The sequence below is a fragment of the Novosphingobium sp. BL-S-33 genome (genome assembly GCF_056857025.1).
The window spans coordinates 1,902,614-1,924,126 of the sequence record NZ_CM166475.1 but is presented as its reverse complement, the minus strand read 5'-3'; the positions used below and the strand labels follow the sequence as shown (position 1 = coordinate 1,924,126).

Here is a 21,513-nt window from a genome sequence, read left to right as displayed (position 1 = left end):
GGCGGGGCGCCGATCCGATGCGAGGTATTCGTGCAATCTCCCAGTACTTCTTCACCTTCAATCCAGCGGGCGCGCCACCGTGCCCTGATCCCGCTGCTGGGCCTCGCCGTGGCGTTCGTCGCCCTCGGCTCGATGAGCCTTGGCCCGGTCTCGCTCGGGCTGGAGCGCATCATCCGTGCCCTGGCCGGGCATGACGATCCCGTCGCCCGGGCGATCCTTCTCCAACTGCGCCTGCCGCGCACGCTGATCGGGCTCATGGTCGGCGCGATGCTGGGCCTGTCCGGCGCCGTGCTTCAAGGCTACTTGCGCAATCCGCTGGCCGAGCCATCGGTACTCGGCGCCTCGAACGCCTCGGCGCTGGGCGCGGTGATTGCGCTCTATTTCGGCCTTTCCGAATGGCACCCGGCGCTATTGCCGCTGATGGCCATCTTGTCCGGTCTGCTCGCCATCGCCCTGCTCTTCGCACTGGCCGGACGTTCGGAAAGCCCGCTCAGCCTGATCCTTGCGGGCATTGCCGTCTCGACACTGGCGGGCGCGGGGATCAGCCTTGCGCTCAACCTCTCGCCCAATCCTTTCGCGGCGATGGAGATCATGTCCTGGCTGCTGGGTTCGATCGAGAACCGGGCGATGCAGCACGTCTGGATCGCACTGCCCTGCATCGTTGTCGGGGCCACGCTGCTGCTGATCGATCCGCGCGCGCTCGACGCGCTTTCGCTGGGTGAGGACGGCGCGCGGTCGCTCGGCGTCGACTTGCGCCGCACGCGCCGCCGCCTGATGCTGGGCGTGGCGATCGGCGTCGGCGGCGCGGTTGCCGTCTCGGGCTCCATCGGCTTTGTCGGCCTGATCGTGCCGCACCTGATCCGCCCGCTGACGGACCGCAGCCCCTCTGCCCTGCTGATCCCCTCGCTGCTAGGCGGCGCAGTGCTGCTGACCGGCGCGGACATCCTCGTCCGCCTGATCCCGACCGATGCCGAACTCAAGCTGGGCGTGGTGACCGCTTTCCTGGGCGTTCCCGTCTTCCTCTTCCACCTGCTCCGGGAGCGCCGCCTGTGGTGACGATTTCGACCGAGAACCTCTCCGTCCGGCTGGGCCGACGCGATGTACTGCACGGGATCAGCGCCCGTTTCGAGCCCGGCACGCTGATCGGCGTGATCGGCCCCAATGGCGCGGGCAAGTCCACGCTGGTCCGCGCGCTGGTGGGCCTGATCGACCCGCATGAGGGCACGGTCACGCTGGACGGTCACGATCTAGCACAATTGCCCGCCCGCGAGCGGGCCCGCCGCGTGGCCTATCTGCCGCAGGGCCAGACGCTCCATTGGCCGCTGACGGTGGAGCGGCTGGTCGCGCTGGGCCGCCTGCCGCATCTGGGGCCGATCTCGCGCATCGCGCAGGAGGATCAGGCCGCCATCGAAGAGGCCATGGCCCGCGCGGACGTTACCCATCTGGCCGAACGGGTCGCCACCGAACTTTCGGGCGGCGAGCGGGCGCGGGCACTGCTCGCCCGCGCGCTGGCAGTGGGGGCAAAGGCGCTGGTGGTGGACGAACCGCTGGCCTCGCTGGACCCCGGCCATCAGATCGACGTGATGGAAATGCTGGTGCGCGAAGCGCAAGGCGGGGCGATGGTGCTGGCCGTGCTGCACGACCTCAATCTCGCCGCGCGGCACTGCGACCGGCTCTTGGTAATCGATAACGGCCGGCTGGTTGCCGATGGGCCGCCTGCCGAAGTCCTCACCGAGGAAACCTTGCGGACCGTCTACGGCGTGACCGGTTACAGCCGCATGCTGGACGATGTACCGCTGGTCGTGCCGCTCACGCGCTGGCGCGGATAGGTCAGGAGGCCCTGTGGCGGCGCAGGGCGCGATCCGCGATCAGGCCGATCGCCGCCATGGTGCCGCCGGTCAGTCCGGCGGTGCCGATCGCGACGATAACAGGCTGCGCCATGTTGGCGAAGGGCTGCGCGCGCTGGTTCAAGGTTTCGATCATCCGGGTCACGCCGCTGCTCCTGCAAGGATTGCCGGTCACTTCGGAAAAGCCGCGGACCGGCGGTGTGAGAGCGTGAATGCGCCTTTTCCGATCTTCGGAAAACCACAATAATCTTGCGCCAAACGTTCGATATTTCCGAACAGTCAGGGCAGGCGCAAATCCGCTTCCAGAAAATCGAGGAAAGCCCGGATGCGCGATGCCAGCCGTTGATGGCCGACATAGAGGGCATGGATATCCTCGTGATCGCCGGGGTTGTAGTCTTCAAGAACCTCCACCAGTCGCCCGGCGGCAAGATCGGCGGCGACATGGAAGCGGCCAAGCCGGGCGATGCCGCCGCCCGCCACCGCCATCAGCCGCACGACTTCGCCCGAGTTGCCGAGAAAAGCCCCCTCGACCGGACGCTGGACCAGCGCGCCGTCGATCCGGAACGGCCAGGTGTCCATCGCCCGGCGAAAGCTGAATTGCAGGCAGGTATGACGGATGAGATCGCGCGGATGCGCGGGCGTGCCGCGCTCGGAAAGGTACGCCGGGCTCGCCACGAGCGCCATCCCGCTGCGCCCCAGCTTCTTGGCCTTGAGCCCGGTATCGCGCAGCGGACCAATGCGGATGGCGATGTCCGCGCGCGCTTCCACAAGGTCCACGAGTTCGTCGGCGAGCGCCAGATTCACGCGCACGGCGGGATGCCGCATGAGGAACCGGGGAAGGATCGGCAGCAGACACTGGGTGCCGAACGGCACCGAACTGTTCACCCGCAAGGGCCCGCGCGGCACGTCTGACTCACCGCCGAACCCCCGCTCCACCTCGTCCACTTCGGCAATGAGCCCGGCGACGCGGGCACGGTAGATCTCTCCTTCCGCCGTCAGCGACAGCGCGCGGGTGGTGCGGGCGATCAACTGAACGCCAAGCCGCGCCTCCAGCCGGGCAAGTGCGCGGCTCACTGCGGAGGGTGTCAGCCGCAGCGCTCTGGCCGCTCCGGCAAGGCTGCCGCTCTGCGATACCGCAAGGAAGATCTGCATTTCACCGAAGCGGTTGTCCATCGATCCGTGAATCCAATGCAATTCTGAGATGCCAAGTCTCTATCTAATCAATAAACGCCGGCCCGCCTATCTTCGAGTTTCCTAACCCCTCTCCCCCCAAAGGAAATTTCGCATGGATCTGAAACTCGCCGGAAAGAGCGCTCTCGTCACCGGTTCCACCGCCGGGATCGGCCTTGCCATTGCCGAGCGACTGGCCGCCGAAGGCGTCGATGTCGTCATCTCGGGCCGTAACCAGCAGAAGCTGGACGCCGCCGCCGCGCAAGTCGCCGCAAGCAGCGCGAATGGCGGCAAGGTCCGCTCGGTGCTGGCCGATCCGGCTACCGCAGAAGGTGCCGAAGCACTGATCGCCGCCGCGCCCGAAGTCGACATCCTCGTCAACAATCTCGGCATTTACGAGGCCAAGCCCTTCACCGAGATTACCGATGCCGACTGGCACCACTTCTTCGAAGTCAATGTCGTCAGCGGCGCGCGCCTCGCCCGTCACTACTTCCCCAAGATGCTCGCCAAGAACTGGGGCCGGGTGATCTTCATCGCCAGCGAAAGCGCGCTCGTGATCCCGGGCGAGATGATCCACTACGGCATGACCAAGACCGCCCAGCTCGCCATCGCGCGCGGCCTCGCCGAGCAGACGCGCGGGACCGGCGTCACCGTCAACTCGGTCATGCCCGGACCCACGCGCTCGGAAGGGATCGTCGAGTTCATCCGCTCGGTGGTCGATAACAAGGACGCGCCCGAGGCCGAGCGCGAGGCCGAATTCTTCACCAAGATGCGCCCGCTCTCGCTGATCCGCCGCCTGATCGAAGCCGACGAGATCGCTGCGCAAGTGGCCCTGCTGGCCAGCCCGCTCGGCGCGATCACTAATGGCGCGGCCATTCGCGTCGAAGGTGGTATCGTCCCCACCATCGCCTGACCCGACGCCCGCCCGGCGCGCCCAGTCGCGCGCCGGGCACACGTTGCCGAAAGCGCAAACATCCATAACTTCAAGGCGTTTGTGTTTGGTCGCGGCGGCCGATATCCTCCTGCCCGTATGAAATGGCGCGACAGGGGATTGCCAATGACCGATCGTCTTGCCACGCGCCGGATACTTGCCAGGTGCCTTCCCGGCGCGGTCCTGTTGATGCCGCTCTCGGCCCATGCCGAGGAGCCCGTGGAAACGCTGATCGGCAGCGTGTCGAGCGCAGAGGCCGACGGCACGGTGCCTGTCGAACTACGCTTCCTCAATCCCGGCGCTGCTCCGGCCACCGTGGCACTTCCCGACCGGGTCGCCGCGAATATCGAAAGCGCCGGGCGGCAGGATACTGTCTGGCTGGAACGCGCGCGCGGCACTCCGGCATCGCTGAGCCTTGTCCCCGGCGGCTTCGCGAAAGCGCGCTATCGGCTGGCGGCAGGCACCCTTGCCGATGGTGCCCTGCTATCGATCCCGCAGTGGCGCACGGCCGAAGTCGCCTTGCACAGCCCTTCCGCTGTCCGGGTGGCCGAGGCATCGCCGCCACCCTCCCCGCATACCGCCTCCCTTCCGCCTGCTCCGACACCCACGGCGCCCGCCGATCGCAGTTACGGAAACGCCTTCATCGACAACCTTGGCCCTTACGAGCCGATCTACGCGGTTTTCGGCCCCGGCACCGATACCGAGGCGCGCCTTCAGATCAGTTTCGATTACCACCTGTTCGGCTCGCACGAGCGCAAGGACCTGCCCACCTCGTGGCGCGGCGGGCTTCACTTCACGTACACCCAGCGCATGTTCTGGGATTTGCGCGCGCAATCGATGCCGTTCCACAATATCGATTACCAACCTGAACTCATCTACGTCTCCCCCGCCAAGGTGCTGGACAATGGCATGTCGCTGGCGTTGCAGGGCGGGCTTCGACACGAATCCAACGGCCGCGACGGCGAGGATTCGCGCAGCGTGAATACCTTCTACGTGGCCCCCATGGCCGCCATCCCGCTGGGCGGCGACTGGCGGCTGCTGGTGGCACCGAAGCTCGCCTTCTATCTGGGCGACACGTCCGACAATCCCGACATCATCCGTTATCGCGGCCATACCGGGCTGTTCCTGCAAATCGGCGATCCGGACGGACTGCGGATCGCGACGAACACGCGCTTCAATTTCGGGTCCGGCAAGGGGGCGATCAATACCGAGGTCTCCTACCCGCTTCCCCGGTTGCTGGGCGGCGGGCCGGACTTCTACCTCTTCGCACAGGCTTTCGCGGGCTATGGCGAGAACCTGCTCGATTACAACAAGTCGATCACGCGCCTGCGCGTAGGCTTCGCGTTGGTCCGATAGTGCCGGGGAGCGAGGCACTTGCCTGTTGCTGCTTCCGAAATATAGTATACGATACTAGCCGTAACATACCCCAAGGCCATCCCGCCAGCCTCCATTGATTCCCCTCGGCCGCCGCTCCCACGCGGGCGGCCGCGCGGCCTCGGCACGAACGGGATGGGCCCCGTAGAAGCCGAGGATCGCGCCCGATGAACTCCCCCGCCCGTCGCCCCCGTCTCGCGGCCCTGCTGCTGGCGTGCACCGCCACGCTGCTTCCGGCAATGGCCATGGCCGCACCCAGCGAGGCGGAAATCGCGCGCTCGGTCGCGCTGCGGGAAGACTGGCAATATCTGACGCGCGAGATCGCCTGGCCCGCGACATGGACGCCGGATGGCAGCGCCTTCTCCTATCGCAAGACCGTCGAAGGCGGTTTCGCATTCGAAACGTTCGACGTTCATACGCAGGCCAAGTCCGCCGCGTTCGACCAGCAGCGGCTCGCCAAGGCGCTCGGCGAGGCGATGGGCAAGCCCGTCCAGCCGCTGCGCCTGCCGTTCGAGCAGTTCTCCTATGCGGGCAACCGCGAGACCATCGCGTTCGAAATCGACTACGCGGGCTGGCACTGCACGCTCACCGACTATCGCTGCGAGGCCGAGAAAGACCCGCGCCGCCCGCGCGGTTTCGGCGTGGTGCGCGATCTGTCGGTGCCCGCCGACAACCACCCGCGCCTCTCGCCCGACGGCAAGTGGGAAGCCGTAGTGGAGGACAACAACCTTGTCGTGCGTCCTGCTGGTTCGAAAGATCTGACGCGCCTCAGCAGCGACGGCACCGAAGGCAATTTCTACGATCCCGAAACCATCGAATGGTCGCCCGACAGCCGCCATGTGATGATCTACCGCGTGCGCCCGGGCTTTGCCCGCCACGTCCTGCGCGTGGAAGCCGCCCCCGATGGCCAGCTTCAGCCCGCGCTGCGCAGCCAGCTCTACCCCAAGCCGGGCGATGCGGTCGATCAGGAGCAGCCGGTGCTGTTCGACGTCGCAACGCGGCGGCAGACGGTGGTCGATCCCAGCTTGTTCCCCAATCCCTACCAGCTTTCCGAGGCTCGCTGGCGCGCCGATAGCAAGAGCGTGGAATTCGACTACGACAAGCGCGGTTTCGGGCAGGCTCTGATTATCGCCGTCGATGCCGAGACCGGCACCGCCCATGCCGCCGTTACCGAAGATGCCAAGACCTTCTTCTACGCCGACCGCCGCTTCGCGCATGACGTGAACGGGCTTGGGGGCGAAATCGTCTGGGCATCCGAACGCGATGGCTGGAATCATCTCTACCTGATGGACGGCAAGACCGGGAAGGTGAAGAACCGCATCACCACCGGCGCGTGGGTCGTGCGCGAAGTGGTCAAGGTGGACGACAAGAAGCGCCAGATCTGGTTCGCCGCCAGCGGCATGAACGCGGGTGAGGATCCCTATTTCCGCCACTACTACCGCATCGATTTCGACGGCCGCAACCTGACGCCGCTCACCCCCGAGCGCGCCGATCACACCGCCCGCTTCTCGCCCGATATGCAATTCTACGTCGATACGTATTCGCGCGTGGACATGCCCACCGCCAGCGAACTCCACCGCGCCAGCGACGGCACCGTGGTGGCAACGATCACCAAGGGCGATATCAGCCGGCTTACTGCTGCCGGTTTCCACGCCCCCGAAGTGTTCACGGCGAAGGCCCGCGACGGCAAGAGCGATATCTGGGGCCTTGTCGTGCGCCCGCACGACTACGATCCGGCCAAGAAGTACCCGGTGATCGAGAACATCTACGCCGGTCCGCATGACAGTTTCGTGCCCAAGACCTTCTGGCCCTTCGGCTACCATTCGGGCGGCGACAAGGTGATCGGCATGCAGGCGCTGGCCGACCTTGGCTTCATCGTCGTGCAGATCGACGGCATGGGCACGGCCAACCGTTCGAAGGCATTTCAGGACGTTGCCTGGAAGAACCTGCAGGATTCCGGCTTCCCGGATCGCATCCTGTGGCACAAGGCTATGGCCGCAAAGGATCCGTCCTACGACATCAGCCGCGTCGGCATCTATGGCGCCTCGGCGGGCGGGCAATCGACGCTCAACGCGCTGCTGTTTCATGGCGATTTCTACAAAGCCGGCGTCGCCATGGCGGGCTGCTACGACAACCGCATGGACAAGATCAGCTGGAACGAACAGTGGCTCGGCTGGCCGGTCGACAAGAGCTATGCCGATGCCTCGGGCGTGGACAATGCCGCGAAGCTGCAGGGCAAGCTGTTCCTGATCGTGGGCGAGCAGGACAGCAACGTCGACCCCGCCTCCACCATGCAGGTGGTGAATGCGCTGGTGAATGCGGATAAGGATTTCGACCTCCTTGTCGTGCCCGGCGGCGAGCACACCGTGGGCCGCTCTACCGGCCCGATCGACTACGTGACGCGCCGCCTCTCCACGTTCTTCGTCCGCAGCCTTCAGGGTCAGTGATCATGCGATATCTTCTTCAGGGCTGCGCCATCGGCAGCCTCGCGCTTGGCCTTTCGCTGGCTCCGGCTTATGCCGAAACCACCCCGCCTGAATGGGAACAGCCCGAAGTCATCCGTCAGGGCGCGGAGCCCATGCACACGACTTTCGACGGCTTCGAAACCCGCGCCGGCGCACTTTCACGCGATGTGACAAAATCGCGCTATCACCTCTCGCTCGATGGCGACTGGAAGTTCCACCTCTCGCCCAATCCCGAGGCGCGCCCGGCCGACTTCTACAAGCCCGGCTTCGACGTGAGCGGGTGGGAGACGATGAAAGTCCCCGGCATCCTTCAAGCCGAAGGGCACGGCCGCCCGGTCTTCGTCGGCAGCGGCTATCCGTTCCCGCGCAACCAGCCGTGGATCGAACACGACCTCAACGAAGTCGGCTCCTACCGCCGCGAGTTCACGGTTCCGGCCAATTGGTCAGGGCGCAAGCTGCTGCTGACGGTCGGCGCGGCGGGCGCGGCCTATTACATCTGGGTCAATGGCCAGCGCGTCGGCTATTCGGAGGATTCCAAGCTTCCCGCCGAGTTCGATGTGACGCGCTATGCCCATGCCGGCACGAACACCGTCGCCATCGAACTCTACCGCTTTGCGGATGGCAGCTATCTGGAAGATCAGGACTTCTGGCGCGTCAATGGGATCGAGCGCAGCGTCACGCTCTACGCGGCGCCTGCCACGCATATCCGCGACCTCAACGTCGATGCCGGGCTGGAGAACGACTACCGCGACGGCAAGCTGGACCTGAAGGTCGACCTATCCGGACAGCCCGCCGCCATGCGCGTGCGGGCGACCGTGCTCGACGGCAAGCGCGAGATCCTGACGCGTGAGGGCGCTGCGAACGGCGGCACGGTTTCACTGAACGGCACCCTTCCCGCCGTGCACACATGGTCGGCCGAAGATCCGCAGCTCTACACACTGCTGGTCGAACTGCTGGACGCCAACGGCAAACTGGTGGAAGCGACCAGCCGCCGCATCGGCTTCCGCACCGTAGAGATCGCCGGCGGCGAAGTGCGCGTGAACGGCAAGCGGGTGATGATCCGCGGCGTCAACCGCCACGAGCACGATCCCAAGACCTTCCACGTCGTGTCCGAAGCGACGATGCGCCGCGATATCGAGCTGATGAAGGCGGCTAACGTCAACGCCGTGCGCACATCGCACTATCCCAACGATCCGCGCTGGTACGATCTGGCCGACGAATACGGCCTCTACGTCATGGACGAGGCCAATATCGAGAGCCACGGCTACCTCAGCCTCTCGCAGGAACACGGCAACGATCCCAAGTACCTGCTGGCCAACGATCCCAAGTGGCAGGCCGCGCATCTCGACCGCGTGGAGCGCATGGTGCAGCGCGACCGCAACCATCCGTCGATCATCTTCTGGTCGCTCGGCAACGAGAGCGGCGTGGGCGCGAATTTCGAGGCCGCGGGCAAGTGGGTCCGCGCGAACGATCCCACGCGCCTCATAAACTTCCTCGGCTGGAGCATGAGCAACTGGCGCCACCCGACCAACAGCTACGTCGATATCTTCGCGCCGATGTATGACGACGAGCCAAAGCTGATCGACTACGCCAAGGACCCGAACTTCACGCAGCCGCTGATCCTGTGCGAATATGCGCATTCTATGGGTAACAGCCTCGGCGATCTTCAGGGCTATTGGGATACCATGCGCGCCTATCCCAAGTTGCAGGGCGGTTTCATCTGGGACTGGGTGGACCAGACCATGGAGCTGAAGGACAAGGACGGCCGAACCTACTGGGGACAGGGCCTCGACTACGATCCCGATCCCAAAGCGCCCGGCGTCCACGGCGACGACAGCCCGGTGGGCGACGGCGTGATCCAGTCGGACCGCACGCCCGATCCCGAATACTACGAACTGGCCAAAGTGCAGGCGCCGATTGCCTTCACGCATGACGCCAGCGGCTACCGCGTGGTCAACCGCCACGACCATATCGACCTCTCGCGCTTCACGCTCGACTGGACGGTGATGGAGAACGGCAAGGATGTCGCCAGCGGTACATTGGCGACACCTAACGTGACACCGGGCGCCTCCGCCCCGCTCACCGTGCCGATCCCGGCGGCGAAGACCCCCTCGGCCGAACGCATCCTGGTCCTGCGCGCTCGCGCCAAGGCCGGAGCGGTGCCGACGCAGCCGGCTGGCCATGTCGTCGGCTGGGAGCAGTTCGAGCTTTCCGCCCCCGCCGTACTGCCGGTTGCGGCCGGTGCCATCGCGCCCAGCGAGACCGCCTCGCCCCTGCGCCTCGCCTCAGGCGATGCGGTGTTGGAGATCGACAAGGCGACCGGCCTCGTCACCCGTTACGAACGCGGCGGCAAGTTGCTGCTGACCGGCGGCGCGCCGAACTTCTGGCGCTCGCCCACCGACAACGACGTCGGCTCCGGCGTGCCGAAGAGCCATGCCATGTGGCAGTATTTCTCCGAGCATCGCCGCGTCGAGAGCATCGAGCGGGACGGCAATGCCATCGTCGTCCACCACGACATGGGCGTCGGCTCGGTGAAGACCGAGACGCGCTGGACGATGGCCGCCGATGGATCGGTGGGCGTCACCGTCCATTTCGAGCCGCTACGCGATACCCTGCCCGATCCGCTGCGCGTGGGGCTGGCGTTCGAGACGCCTTCCATGCTCGACCACGTCCGCTGGTTCGGGCGCGGGCCGCAGGAGACTTATGCCGATCGCAAGACCGGCGGCCTGATCGCCCAGTGGCAGGGCACCGTGGCCGAGCAGTTCCACGACTACGCCCGCCCGCAGGAATCGGGCAACAAGACCGATGTGCGCTGGATCGAACTGACCGGCGCGAAAACCGGCCTGCGCGTCACCGGCGCGCAGCCGCTTTCGGTCAATGCGCTGGCTTTCCCTTATGCCGATCTGGCGATGAAGCCGCCCTCGCAGGCACATAGCTCGGACATTCGCCCGCACGGCAATGGCACGCTGCTGATCGATGCGGCGCAGGCGGGCGTCGGCGGCGATACCGGCTGGAATCTCGATGGCCGCGCGCACATGCCCTACCGCATCGCGCTGAAGCCGCTGACCTATTCGTTCACCATCGGCGCTTCGCAATAAGGTTCGGGGGGCGGCGGATCCCGCCGCCCCCCGAAAACCTCAGCCGAACCGGCGAATGTCGAACGGTTCGAGCGGCACCGCAGGCTTTTCGCCCGCCATCATCGCCGTGACAAGCTTGCCGGTGATCGGCGCCAGTGTCAGCCCCAGGTGCTGGTGCCCGAACGCATAGTAGAGATTGTCCGCCTTAGCCGAGCGCCCGATGGCCGGCAGATAGTCCGGCAGCGTCGGGCGGCAGCCCATCCAGCGGCGGAACGGCCCGCTGACCGGCAAACCCAGCTCAGCGACATGGCGCTCCAGCCGCTCCCATTTGCGCGGATCGGCAGGCGCATCGACCGTGCCCAGTTCGACGAAACTTGCCGCCTGCAAGCAATCGCGATAGCGCGTGACGATCATCGAGCGCTCCTCGAAGACCACCGGCGGCATGTCCTCCGGCCAACCGGCCGCATCGGCGCGGATGTGATAACCGCGCTCGGCAATCATCGGTGCCTTGTGGTCCAGCGCTTCCATGATCCCGCGCGAACGCACGCCCGCGCAGACCACCACCCGGTCCGCCTCGACGCCCTCGACCGCCACTTTGCCCCCGGCCTGCCGAACCACCGCGCGTCCATCGACGATCGTGCCGCCGCGCGCCGCAAAGGCCGCGCGCAAGGCATCCCGCAAGGCGGTGAGATCGGCGATCTGTCCGCTTCCCGAGAAGCGCACCGCGCCCGCCACCGGAAAGGCGCCAAGCTTGCCCAGTGCCTCGCGCTCGGCCGGAGAGGCAGCTTCCACGCGCGCCGGACCGGTGTCGGCCGATTCCCATGCCGCCTTGCCCGCCTGCGCCCTATGCGGATCGCTCCAGAGCACGAAGTGCCCGTCCTGCCGCAGCAAGTCCGGGGCGCCGATCCGCTCGGCCAGCGCAACCCATGCGGGCATCGCCCCGTCCATCAGCGGCCGCAGCGCCGCGCAGCCCTTCCGGAAACGAGAGGGGGCCGACGCCGCCAGCAGTCGCAGCCCGAACGGCATCCATGCCGCCATCGCTGTGGGCGGGAAGGCCAGCGGCCCGCCGCGCAGGAACAGGCGGCCCGGCAAGGCCCGCACCATCTCCATCGAGGCGAGCGGTTCGACCTGTTCGACCGCGATATGCCCGGCATTGCCCCAGCTTGCCGCCTGCGCCGAATTGCCCGCCGCACCGTCATCGTCGATCAGCGTAACCGCCTCGCCCGCATCGAGTAATTCGATGCCTACCGACAGGCCGACCACGCCTCCACCGACGACTGCTGTGCGCACCACAAAAACTCCATTGCAAAGCTCGAATACAATCGTATACGATATAAGAGTATCGAGAGTTCCACGCAAGGCGGCGTATCACGAATGGGTTCGATTTTCCCCGGTTTGAGCAGGCGAACGGCCACGCCGTCGCCGCGATTCTTCCCAACGTCCGTGTTGGGAATATTGCGGGTCTCCGGGACATCATCTACCGTATACGTCCGCTCCGCGACGGCACCGCGCCGCCCGCGGGCGCCCCATATGGAGACCCTCAGGTGACAATCGTCGTCCGCACGCTTGCCGAACGTATTTTCGACGTGATCCGCGAAAGGATCGTCGAAGGAAAGTTGCCTGTCATGGAGCCGGTCCGGCAGGATGCGCTCGCCGCCGAACTCGGCGTCAGCAAGATCCCGCTGCGCGAGGCCCTTGCCCGGCTCGAACACGAAGGGCTGCTGACCAGCCAGGCCAATCGCGGCTGGTTCGTCCGCCCGATGTCGACCGATCAGGCCGAAGAAATCTATCTGCTGCGCCTTGCAGTGGAACCGGCAGCCGCCGCCTATGCCTGCACCCGCGCCGAAGAGGCCGACAAGCAGGCCGCTATCGCGGCCTTCGAACGGCTCGACGCCGCTGCCAAGGACAACCTCAACGACGTGGCGGTGCGCAACCGCGAATTCCACGTCGCGCTGGTGCGTCCGGCCAAGCGGCTGCTGACCACGCAGCTTGTCGAGCGCCTGGAAGTGCTCGCCGAGCGCTACGTGCTTCGGCACCTCGAACCGGCCGGTCGCGGAGACCGCGCGCATACCGAACACCGTGACCTGCTTGACGCCTGGCTTGCCGCGGATGCGGACCGGGTGAAGGAACTGCTCACCCAGCACATCGCCAGCACGCTGGACGATCTGCGCGCCCATTTCACTGCCGAATTGACCGGCTGAACACGATAAAACAGGGGATTCCATGCTCGGACCGCGTAAATCCATAGAAAAACTGTCGCAGCGCGATTCCGGACACTCCCTGGCCAAGACGCTGAGCTGGCCGCATCTGATCGCCCTGGGTGTCGGCGCCATCGTCGGCACCGGCATCTATACCCTGACCGGGGTCGGCGCCGAGCGCGCTGGGCCCGCCGTGATCCTGGCCTTTGCCGTGGCAGGCGCGGTCTGCGCCTGCGCAGCGCTCGCCTATGCCGAAATGGCCACGATGATCCCGGCCGCAGGCAGCGCCTATACCTTCTCCTATGCGGCGATGGGTGAAACCGTTGCCTGGGTGGTGGGCTGGAGCCTGATCCTCGAATACTCGCTGGCCTGTTCGACCGTGGCGGTCGGCTGGTCCGGCTATCTGGTCGGCTGGATCGAATCTGCGGGCGTTCACTTGCCGCACGCCCTGCTGGTCGGTCCCCATGGCGGCGGCATCGTCAACCTGCCCGCCGTGATGGTGGCACTGGCAGTGATGGGCATGCTGATCGCCGGCACGCGCGAAAGCGCGACGCTGAACATCGTGCTGGTCATCATCAAGCTGGTTGCGCTGTCGATCTTCGTCTTCATGGCAGCGCCCGCCTTCAATGCCGACAACATGCACCCCTTCATGCCCTATGGCTTTGCCAGCACCGAGGTGGGCGGCATGCAGCGCGGCGTGATGGCGGCGGCGGCCATCGTGTTCTTCGCCTTCTATGGCTTCGACGCGGTCGCCACTTCGGCAGAGGAAGCCAAGAACCCCGGTCGCGACCTCACCATCGGCATCGTCGGTTCGATGCTGGTCTGCACCGTGATCTACATGGCCGTTGCCATCACCGCGATCGGCGCGCTGCCCTTCCAGCAGCTTGCCAACTCGCCCGAGCCGCTCGCGCTCGTGCTGCGCCAGCTTGGCCAGCCGGTAGCCGCACACCTGATCGCGCTCGCCGCCGTGCTCGCGCTGCCCTCGGTCATCCTTGTCATGATGTACGGCCAGAGCCGCGTTTTCTTCGTGATGGCGCGTGACGGCCTGCTGCCGCGCAGCCTTGCCAAGATCAGCCCGCGCACCGGCGCGCCCACCCGCATCACCCTGATCACCGGCATTTCGATTGCCCTTGTCGCCGGTATCTTCCGCCTCGACGAGATTGCCGAGCTGGCCAACGCCGGCACGCTGATCGCCTTCATCTCGGTGGGCGCGTGCCTGATGATCCTGCGCCGCCGCGCGCCGCAGCTTCCGCGCCTGTTCAAGTGCCCGCAGCCTTACGTGGTCGGCACGCTGACGATCCTGGGCTGCGCCTACCTGCTGTTCAGCCTGCCTTCGACGACGCTGATCCGCTTCGGCATGTGGAACGTCATCGGCCTCGTTGCCTACAGCCTTTACGGCCGTACCCGCAGCGAAGCCGCCCGCGAAGCCAAGCTCGCGGCCTAAGCCTTTCGGGGAATGCCCGGCCGGGCATTCCCCCCACTCGCTCCCCCCTTTCCCGAATGCGACACGGTCCAAGGAGATCGCGATGAAACACGCCCTGATGACGGCAGCCGCCCTTGCCGGCGCCCTGCTTGCCTCCGCCTCCCCCGCCCTTGCCAAAACGGCCTACGACGGCGTCTGGCTCTTCGACGACACCCCGCCCACGCCGGGCGTGACGATGATGGAAGTCACCTCGAAAGGCGGCAAGATCGCCGGCTCGGTCACCACCCAGTGGTACGGCCCGGTCGAGATGATCAACCCGCATCTCGAAGGCGGCGTGCTGAAGTTCGAGGCGCGCAACCTCAATGACCGCGATCACCTCACCCGCCAGTGGAGCGTCGCGATCGAGGGCGGCCAAGCGCACCTGAAGGGCCAGATCTGGGAATCGGAGATCGACAGCACCGGCCGCCCCGGCACGGCGAAGGACGCCAAAGCCCGCGCTTTCCAGTTCGCATCGCTGCCCGCGCTCGGTGCGCCGATCCCCAGCAAGCTTGCCGCCACGCCGCCGATGGGCTGGAGCAGCTGGAACAAGTTCGCCGACCATATCGACGACAAGACCGTGCGCGCCATGGCCGATGCCATGGTCTCCTCGGGCTTGCGCGATGCGGGCTACATCTACATCAACATCGACGACGGCTGGCAGGGAACGCGTGATGCCAGCGGCGTGCTCCAACCCAATGCCAAGTTCCCCGACATGAAGGCGCTGACCGACTACGTCCATTCCAAGGGGCTGAAGATCGGCATCTACTCCTCGCAGGGCCCCAAGACTTGCGCGGGCTACATCGGCAGCTACGGCCATGTGAAGCAGGACGCCAAGAGCTTCGCGGACTGGGGCTTCGACTACCTGAAGTACGACCTCTGCTCGGGCGAGTGGTTCTACGCCGATGCCGATACCGTGAAGCGCAGCTACTATGAGATGGGCAAGGCGCTTCAGGAAACGGGACGCGATATCGTGTTCTCGCTCTGCGAATATGGCCGCTTCGACGTGGGCGGCTGGGGCCGCGATGTCGGCGGGGTGCTGTGGCGCACGACAGGCGACATTACCGACGACTATCCGACCATGGCCAAGATCGGCTTCGACAAGAACGGCAGCGCCGCATTCGCGGGTCCGCACGGCTGGAACGATCCCGACATGCTGGAAATCGGCAATGGCGGCATGAGCGCGGACGAATACCGCACCCACATGTCGCTCTGGGCAATGTCCGCCGCGCCGCTGATGATGGGTCATGATCTCAGCCAAATGAGCCCGGAAACGCTCGCCATGCTCACCAACCGCCGCGTCATCGCGGTCGATCAGGATGCGCTGGGGGTTCAGGGCAAGGCCCTGCGCAAGGCGGGCGCGCTGGAAGTCTGGAGCAAGCCGCTCGCCGACGGGCGCGTGGCGCTGGCGCTGTTCAACCGGGGCGGCAGCGCCGCCTCGCTTGCCTTGACCGCCGCCGATGCCGGGCTGCGCACTGTCGACGGTGTCGAGGATCTCTGGAGCGGCGCGCGTTCGGGCGCCCTGCCCCCCGCTTACACCGTGCCTGCGCACGGCGTGGTCCTGGTCGCGGTGCACGGTCCCAAGGCGGACTAGCGCCGGGGGCGGCGGACCGGCTTGCCCCTGACGGCAAGACAGCCCGCACGCCCTTTCCTCCCTCGCCGGGCGGTTCCATCGCGGAACGATGGAGACCGCCCGGACCTTCTGCCGCAATTGCAGCGCCGCCTGCTCGATGGAGATCGAGATCGAGCAAGGCTGCCTGATCCGCGCGCGGCCCGATGGCGAGGCTTCCCCTTACGGCGCCTATCTGTGCCCCAAGGGGCTCGCCTCGGTCGAGTTTCACAACGGGGCGGAGAACCGCCTGCTGCATTGCCTCGCGCGCGGGGCAGGCGGCGCATTCGAGCCGATCGCGGCGGAAGCGGCACTCGATGCCATCGGCGCCAAATTGGCCGCGCTGGTGGCAGAACACGGGCCGCGCTCGGTCGCGGTCTATCACGGCACCGGCGCCTATCGGAGCACCTTGGGCGCGCTGATGGAGCGGGCGTGGGTCGCCGCGCTCGGCACGCCCAACTTCTTCTCGACAATGACCATCGACCAGTCCGCCAAGTGGGTGACGATGGCGCGGATGGGCACGTTCGCGAGCGGCCGTCATTCGTTGCGCGACCTCGACGTGGCGCTGCTGGCGGGCGGCAATCCGCTGGTCACCCATCAGGGCGCGCCGTTCGCGCTGGTCGAAAGCGGTGCGCCCGGCCGGGCGCTGGAGGCGGCGCGGGCGCGCGGCATGAAGCTGATCCTCGTCGATCCGCGCAGGACCGAGACCGCCCGCTATGCCGACCTGCTGATTCAGCCGCTGCCGGGCCACGATGCCGCCATCTTCGCGGCCATCGCCAATGTCCTTTTGCGCGACGGCGGGTACGATGCCGCGTTCGTGGAGCGCTGGTGCGCCGGGCTTGGCGAGGTCCGCGCAATAGTGGCGGCCGCGACGCCCGAGTGGGCCGCCGCCCGCGCCGATGTTCCGGCCGAGCAGATCGAACAGGCCGCGCGCTGGCTGGGCGAGGCACGGAACGTGGGTGTCGGCAGCGGCACCGGTCCCTCGTTCTCCGCCCATTCCAACCTTGCCGATCACATGATCGAACTGGTGAATGTGCTGTGCGGCGGCTATCGCCGCGCGGGCGACCGGGTGCGCAATCCGGGCACGCTTCGCCCGCGCGCCTTCTACGAGATGGCCGTCCCGCCCACGCGCGGCTTCGAGCAGGCGCCGCAGTGCGTGAGCGCGCCGACCGGACAGCTTCTGGGCGAATTTCCCAGCGCCCTGCTTCCGGGCGAGATCACGGCGGATTCGCCCGACCGGATCCGCGCGCTGATCGTCTTCGGCGGCGATCCGCTGAAGGCGGTGGGCGATCCGGCGGTCGCCAGCGCCGCTTTCGCGCAGCTCGACCTGCTGGTCTCGCTCGATTCCCGGATGAACGAGACCGGCAAGCGCGCGCACTATGTCGTGGCCGCCAGCCAGCCTTTCGAGCGGCACGACCTGACTATCGCCGCCGATGCGCTGTACCCCGAGCCTTTCGCGCAATATGCGCCGCCCATCGCCGCAAAACCCGAGGGCTGCGTGCACGACTGGGAGTTCTTCTGGGCCCTTTCCGCCCGGATGAACCTGCCGCTCACCTTCAAGTACTGGAGCTACGGCCAGCGTTTCGAGGATATCGCGCGCGGCCTGCCGCTGAGCGTGACCGAAAAGCCCGATCCCGAAGCCCTCTGCCGCTTCCTTTGCGGGGAAAGCGCGGTGGAGTTCGACCAGCTTGTGGCCCATCCCGAGGGGCTGCGGCCAGATACCCCGGCCTCCTTCGTACAGCCCGCCCCGAACGCTGGCGGCAAACTCCAGCTCATGCCCGATGACGTCGCCGCCGAGTTCCGCGCCTATGCAGACGAGCGTGCCGACGAGAGCTATCCGCTCCAGCTCGTCTGCCGCCGCACGCTGCACACGCTCAATGGCGCGTTCCGGGAATCGCGAGGGGCGCGCAAGCGCTATCCGGTCAATCCGGCGTGGATGAACCCGCTCGACATGGCCGCGCTGGGCCTTGCAGAGGACACGCTTGTCGAGATCGCCTCGCCCTACGGCACGATCCGCTCGCTCGCGCGCGGCGAGGACCGGCTGCGGCGCGGGGTCGTCTCGATGTCGCACATGTTCGGCCCGCTGGTCGGTACCGGCGACCCACTGGCCGATGGCGGCGCCAATACCGGCGAACTGACCTCACTTGTCGATGGGCTCGCCTCGGTGAACTACATGCCGCGCTTTTCGGGCATTCCGGTCCGCGTCACGCCCGTCTGAAGGAAGCCCCTTCCGCCCCGGCGACTCGCCCCCGTCGCCTCCCGGCGAGCGGAGAGGCGTGCCATCCTGCCCGAAAACCGTCCGCCGCCCGTACCGCAAACAAGGCGTCATTGCGGCATTTTTACGACAGATAACTTATTTCGTATACTATATTTGACATGCGCCGAAATGTGTCGCAACCTCCCGACATTGAACAAGGGAGTGAAACCCATGAGGGGTCGTAACAGAACACTTTATTGCGCGGCCGCCATGTCCGCGATCATTGCAGGCACGGCCTTCGGCCAGGCCGCGTTCGCTCAGGACGGCGCTTCGGACGCCACGCCGGCCGCCGACATCGTCGTCACCGGCACGCGCATCAAGCGCGCGGATCTCGCCAGCAACAGCCCGCAGACGGTCGTCGGTTCCGACGAATTCAAGTTCCAGGGCGCGACCACCGTGGATCAGGTGCTGAACCGCCTGCCGCAGTTCACCGCCGACGCCAACGAAAACGTGTCGAACGGTTCGGACGGCACCGCCAAGATCAACTTGCGCAACCTCGGCTCGAACCGCGTGCTGGTGCTGATCGACGGCCAGCGCCTGATGCCCTCGCAGGCGATCAACACCAATTTCATTCCCAGCAGCCTGATCGAGCGCGTGGACGTGATGTCCGGCGGCGCCTCGGCGGTCTACGGTTCGGACGCGCTTTCGGGCGTCGTCAACTTCGTGATGAAGAAGGATCTGGACGGTGTCCGCATCGACGCCCAGACCGGCTTCGCGCAGCACACCAACGACGACAGCTCGATCCGCAGCCTCGTCCGCTCGCAGGGCTACGACACCGCGCCCCGGTCGGTGGCCGACGGCGGCAAGCAGGACATCACGATCTCGGCGGGCAAGAACTTTGCCGACGGTCGCGGCAATATCACGGTCTTCGCTGGCTATCGCCATGTCGATCCGGTCAAGCAGTCCAGCCGCGACTATTCGTCCTGCGCGCTGAACGATGACGGCGCCGGTCTCTATTGCGGTGGTTCGAGCAACACGCCCTACGGCTCGTTCGTGCCGCTGGACGATGCCAGCCCCTATCAGGGCCAGACGCTGATCAACAATCGCAACGGCACGCAGACCCTGGTGCCGTACGACAACAGCTACGCCTACAACTACGCGCCCGACAGCTACATCCAACGTTCGGACGAGCGCATCAACGCGGGCGGCTTCGCGCACTTCGACATCAGCCCGGCGGCGCAAGTCTACGGCAGCTTCATGTTCATGCGCGATCACACCTTCTCGCAGGTGGCGCCTTCCGCGATCTTCCTGGGGCAGGCTTTCGCGATCTCGTGCGACAACCCGCTGGCAAGTGCCAGCCAGCTTCAGGCGATCTGCGGCGCCAAGGCCGGAACCGCGACGACGGCGGACTCGCTGGTCGGCTACCGCATGTCGATCGCACCGCGACGCGACGATCTGAACTACAACGACTACCGCTACAGCGCCGGGGTCAAGGGCGACCTTGGCAGCGGTTTCAGCTATGACGTGAACTACAATTACTCGCTGGTCCGCTACAAGGAGACCTACCTCAACAACGTTGACGCCGTGAAGGCCGCCCGCGCGCTCAACGTCGTGGACGTGAACGGCGTGCCGACCTGCCAGTCGGTCATCGACGGAAGCGATCCGAGCTGCATCCCGGCCAATGTGTTCCAGGCCGGCGGCGTCACCGCCGAACAGGGCGCATACCTGTTCACGCCGAGCCACACCTCCTCGCGCAATTCGCTGCGGGTGTTCTCGGGCAACATCAGCGGCGACCTTGGCGAAATGGGCGTGACCCTGCCTTGGGCCAGCCACGGCGTCGGCGTCGCGTTCGGTGCCGAGCAGCGCCGCGAATCGCTGAACTACTTCGCGGACGAGATCGCCCAGCAGGGCGGCGCCACCAATTCGGACGGCGTGATCAGCGTTGTCGAAGGCTACGGCGAAGTCGAAGTGCCGCTGATCGAGGACAAGCCGTTCTTCCGCTCGCTGACCGTCAACGGCGGCTTGCGCTATTCGTCCTACGACAACAAGCAGGACTCGACCGGCATCAAGTCCGGCTACAACGTCTGGACCTACAAGGGCGAGCTGAGCTGGCAGCCGATCGACGATATCCGCATTCGCGCCAGCTACAACCACGCCATCCGCGCGCCTAACGTGGGCGAACTGTTCGCCTCGCAGTCGGTGGGCAACGTGGCGGCACAGGATCCTTGCTCGGGCGCCAGCCCCTCCGCGTCGCTGGAAGCCTGCGAGCTCACCGGCGTAACCGCCGCGCAGTACGGCAAGATCCCCACCTGCCCGGCCGACACCTGCTCCGCACTTGGCGGCGGCAATATCGACCTGAAGCCGGAGACGGCCGACACCTACACGCTGGGCTTCGTGCTGACGCCCAAGGCGCTGCGCCGCTTCTCGCTCTCGGTCGATTACTACACGATCAAGGTGAAGGACTACATCTCCTCGATCGCGCCTTCGCTGAGCATCAGCCAGTGCGCGACCACGGGCGATCCGTACTTCTGCGGCCTGTTCCACCGCGATCCGCGCTCGGGCGCGCTGTTCGGCACGAACGCGGGCTATGTCGTCTCGACCATGCTGAACACCGGCTACCTGAAGACCTCGGGCATCGACGTGAACGCGGACTACACGTTCAACATCGGCAATGCCGGTCAGGTGAATGTCAACATGCTGGGCACCTGGCTGGCCTCGCAGAAGTCCGAGCCGATCTCGGGCCTCGGTTCCTATGACTGCAAGGGCCTGTTCGGCTATACTTGCGGCCAGCCCAACCCGGAATGGCGCCATGTTGCGCGCATGACCTGGATGGCGCCGAGCGATACCACCGTCTCTCTGTCGTGGCGCTATATCGGCGGCACCAAGCTTTCGAGCCTGTCGGACAATCCGTTCCTGGCCGGCACGCCCAGCGTGGTGAATCGCAAGATCGATGCCTACAACTACTTCGATCTCTCGGTCTCGCAGGCCATCGACAAGCAGTTCACCCTTCGCGCAGGCGTGAACAACATGTTCGACAAGAATCCGCCGGCTATCGCTGCGGGCATCCTGTCGGCCTTCGGCAACGGCAATACCTATCCGGGCGTCTACGACGCGCTGGGCCGCACGATCTTCGTGGGCTTCACCGCCAACTTCTGATCCCGCACAGCGGCTCCCCGTCCCCACTCG

General features: G+C 66.2%; 14 protein-coding genes. 11 read left to right on the top strand and 3 right to left on the bottom strand.

The window, feature by feature from the left end; translation table 11 throughout:
* The first annotated feature begins 60 nt into the window (after window positions 1-60).
* Both AC1VVM_RS24890 and AC1VVM_RS24885 read left to right on the top strand, forming a co-directional pair.
* On the top strand, window positions 61-1,056 hold the full coding sequence (locus AC1VVM_RS24890) for a FecCD family ABC transporter permease (RefSeq protein ID WP_482957374.1): 996 nt from the start codon (window positions 61-63) through the stop codon (window positions 1,054-1,056).
* The gene (locus AC1VVM_RS24885) at window positions 1,050-1,829 is read left to right on the top strand and encodes an ABC transporter ATP-binding protein (RefSeq protein WP_482956875.1); all 780 of its coding nucleotides are present in this window, start codon (window positions 1,050-1,052) and stop codon (window positions 1,827-1,829) included. The genes AC1VVM_RS24890 and AC1VVM_RS24885 overlap by 7 nt, the downstream gene beginning before the upstream one ends.
* 1 nt (window position 1,830) lies before the next feature.
* On the opposite strand, the gene AC1VVM_RS24880 is transcribed toward AC1VVM_RS24885, so the two are convergent.
* A complete protein-coding gene (locus AC1VVM_RS24880; protein ID WP_165912309.1) occupies window positions 1,831-1,992 on the bottom strand; it encodes a hypothetical protein in 162 nt (53 codons plus the stop codon).
* A 134-nt stretch (window positions 1,993-2,126) separates the two neighbouring features.
* Window positions 2,127-3,020 (bottom strand): LysR family transcriptional regulator, encoded by an 894-nt coding sequence (locus AC1VVM_RS24875; protein WP_482956874.1) that lies wholly within the window; start codon window positions 3,018-3,020, stop codon window positions 2,127-2,129.
* 112 nt (window positions 3,021-3,132) lie between these two features.
* On the opposite strand from AC1VVM_RS24875, the gene AC1VVM_RS24870 reads away from it, so the two are divergent.
* The 4 genes from AC1VVM_RS24870 (at window position 3,133) to AC1VVM_RS24855 (ending at window position 10,885) form a co-directional block, all read left to right on the top strand.
* A complete protein-coding gene (locus AC1VVM_RS24870; RefSeq protein WP_482906343.1) occupies window positions 3,133-3,930 on the top strand; it encodes an SDR family NAD(P)-dependent oxidoreductase in 798 nt (265 codons plus the stop codon).
* A 144-nt stretch (window positions 3,931-4,074) separates the two neighbouring features.
* A complete protein-coding gene (locus AC1VVM_RS24865; RefSeq protein WP_482956873.1) occupies window positions 4,075-5,304 on the top strand; it encodes a phospholipase A in 1,230 nt (409 codons plus the stop codon).
* Between the two features lie 185 nt (window positions 5,305-5,489).
* On the top strand, window positions 5,490-7,769 hold the full coding sequence (locus AC1VVM_RS24860) for a S9 family peptidase (protein ID WP_482956872.1): 2,280 nt from the start codon (window positions 5,490-5,492) through the stop codon (window positions 7,767-7,769).
* Window positions 7,770-7,771: 2 nt separating this feature from the next.
* Entirely contained in the window at window positions 7,772-10,885 is a 3,114-nt protein-coding gene (locus tag AC1VVM_RS24855; protein WP_482956871.1) for a glycoside hydrolase family 2 TIM barrel-domain containing protein, read from the top strand.
* Window positions 10,886-10,924: 39 nt separating this feature from the next.
* Here AC1VVM_RS24855 and AC1VVM_RS24850 read toward each other — a convergent pair whose 3' ends face one another.
* A complete protein-coding gene (locus tag AC1VVM_RS24850; protein WP_482956870.1) occupies window positions 10,925-12,154 on the bottom strand; it encodes an NAD(P)/FAD-dependent oxidoreductase in 1,230 nt (409 codons plus the stop codon).
* Window positions 12,155-12,408: 254 nt separating this feature from the next.
* Between AC1VVM_RS24850 and AC1VVM_RS24845 the strand changes: the two genes are divergently transcribed.
* The 5 genes from AC1VVM_RS24845 (at window position 12,409) to AC1VVM_RS24825 (ending at window position 21,483) form a co-directional block, all read left to right on the top strand.
* The gene (locus tag AC1VVM_RS24845) at window positions 12,409-13,065 is read left to right on the top strand and encodes a GntR family transcriptional regulator (protein WP_132391356.1); all 657 of its coding nucleotides are present in this window, start codon (window positions 12,409-12,411) and stop codon (window positions 13,063-13,065) included.
* A 22-nt stretch (window positions 13,066-13,087) separates the two neighbouring features.
* On the top strand, window positions 13,088-14,506 hold the full coding sequence (locus AC1VVM_RS24840) for an amino acid permease (protein ID WP_482956869.1): 1,419 nt from the start codon (window positions 13,088-13,090) through the stop codon (window positions 14,504-14,506).
* 82 nt (window positions 14,507-14,588) lie between these two features.
* Window positions 14,589-16,115, top strand: a complete 1,527-nt coding sequence (locus AC1VVM_RS24835) for a glycoside hydrolase family 27 protein (protein ID WP_482956868.1) — start codon at window positions 14,589-14,591, stop codon at window positions 16,113-16,115.
* A gap of 88 nt (window positions 16,116-16,203) precedes the next feature.
* Window positions 16,204-18,348: a molybdopterin-containing oxidoreductase family protein gene (locus tag AC1VVM_RS24830; RefSeq protein ID WP_482956867.1), complete on the top strand. Its 2,145-nt coding sequence runs from the start codon at window positions 16,204-16,206 to the stop codon at window positions 18,346-18,348.
* Window positions 18,349-18,597: 249 nt separating this feature from the next.
* Complete coding sequence (locus AC1VVM_RS24825; RefSeq protein ID WP_482906333.1) at window positions 18,598-21,483, top strand: TonB-dependent receptor domain-containing protein; 2,886 nt, start codon at window positions 18,598-18,600, stop codon at window positions 21,481-21,483.
* Window positions 21,484-21,513: the final 30 nt, after the last annotated feature.